1 rRNA gene is annotated in these 1,837 nt (G+C 56.2%); it reads right to left on the bottom strand.

From position 1 onward, the window contains the following. Positions 1-259: 259 nt before the first annotated feature. A 16S ribosomal RNA gene (locus tag HMPREF3160_RS08040) occupies positions 260-1,789 on the bottom strand. Between the last annotated feature and the right edge of the window lie 48 nt (positions 1,790-1,837).

Genomic DNA, 1,837 nt, shown 5'->3' with positions numbered 1-1,837 from the left:
CGGGGACACACTAGAGAAACAACCACACCAAACACACGAACACAAAACATGCCCGCTGCGTACCTGGTGGTTTGTTGCTCCAGGACCCAACAATGCACCAAGACCCACACACCCCCAAGAGAGTGAGTGCGTGGTTTCGTTGATATTCCACCCATGAGCATGGCACCTGTCAACACCCGTGACAGCAGCACCATCTATTCTCTGACACCACCAAACCAACACAAACCAGTGTGTGGTTGTGGTGTTGAGTGCTCCTTAGAAAGGAGGTGATCCAGCCGCACCTTCCGGTACGGCTACCTTGTTACGACTTAGTCCCAATCGCCAGTCCCACCTTCGACGGCTCCCCCCACAAGGGTTAGGCCACCGGCTTCGGGTGTTACCAACTTTCGTGACTTGACGGGCGGTGTGTACAAGGCCCGGGAACGTATTCACCGCAGCGTTGCTGATCTGCGATTACTAGCGACTCCGACTTCATGGGGTCGAGTTGCAGACCCCAATCCGAACTGAGACCGGCTTTTTGGGATTAGCTCCACCTCACAGTATCGCAACCCATTGTACCGGCCATTGTAGCATGCGTGAAGCCCAAGACATAAGGGGCATGATGATTTGACGTCATCCCCACCTTCCTCCGAGTTGACCCCGGCAGTCTCCCATGAGTCCCCACCATCACGTGCTGGCAACATAGAACGAGGGTTGCGCTCGTTGCGGGACTTAACCCAACATCTCACGACACGAGCTGACGACAACCATGCACCACCTGTGAACCAGCCCCGAAAGGAAAACACATCTCTGCGCCGATCCGGTCCATGTCAAGCCTTGGTAAGGTTCTTCGCGTTGCATCGAATTAATCCGCATGCTCCGCCGCTTGTGCGGGCCCCCGTCAATTCCTTTGAGTTTTAGCCTTGCGGCCGTACTCCCCAGGCGGGGCACTTAATGCGTTAGCTACGGCGCGGAAAACGTGGAATGTCCCCCACACCTAGTGCCCAACGTTTACGGCATGGACTACCAGGGTATCTAATCCTGTTTGCTCCCCATGCTTTCGCTCCTCAGCGTCAGTAACAGCCCAGAGACCTGCCTTCGCCATCGGTGTTCCTCCTGATATCTGCGCATTCCACCGCTACACCAGGAATTCCAGTCTCCCCTACTGCACTCTAGCCTGCCCGTACCCACTGCACACCCGGAGTTAAGCCCCGGGCTTTCACAGCAGACGCGACAAACCGCCTACGAGCTCTTTACGCCCAATAATTCCGGATAACGCTTGCGCCCTACGTATTACCGCGGCTGCTGGCACGTAGTTAGCCGGCGCTTCTTCTGCAGGTACCGTCACCCCAAAGGGCTGCTTCCCTACTGAAAGAGGTTTACAACCCGAAGGCCGTCATCCCTCACGCGGCGTCGCTGCATCAGGCTTGCGCCCATTGTGCAATATTCCCCACTGCTGCCTCCCGTAGGAGTCTGGGCCGTGTCTCAGTCCCAGTGTGGCCGGTCACCCTCTCAGGCCGGCTACCCGTCGTCGTCTTGGTAGGCCATTACCCCACCAACAAACTGATAGGCCGCGAGTCCATCCCCAACCGATAAATCTTTCCACCCCCCACCATGCGGTAAGGAGTCATATCCAGTATTAGACCCAGTTTCCCGGGCTTATCCCGAAGTCAAGGGCAGGTTACTCACGTGTTACTCACCCGTTCGCCACTCATCCACCCAGTGCAAGCACCAGGCTTCAGCGTTCGACTTGCATGTGTTAAGCACGCCGCCAGCGTTCATCCTGAGCCAGGATCAAACTCTCCGCAAAAAACATAAAAACAGATGCTACAAAGCGGACAACCACACCCCACAAAAA

Origin of the sequence: Arthrobacter sp. HMSC06H05, from assembly GCF_001807395.1 — a bacterium.
Classification (GTDB): domain Bacteria; phylum Actinomycetota; class Actinomycetes; order Actinomycetales; family Micrococcaceae; genus Pseudoglutamicibacter; species Pseudoglutamicibacter albus.
This window is presented reverse-complemented; position numbering and strand designations above follow the sequence as displayed.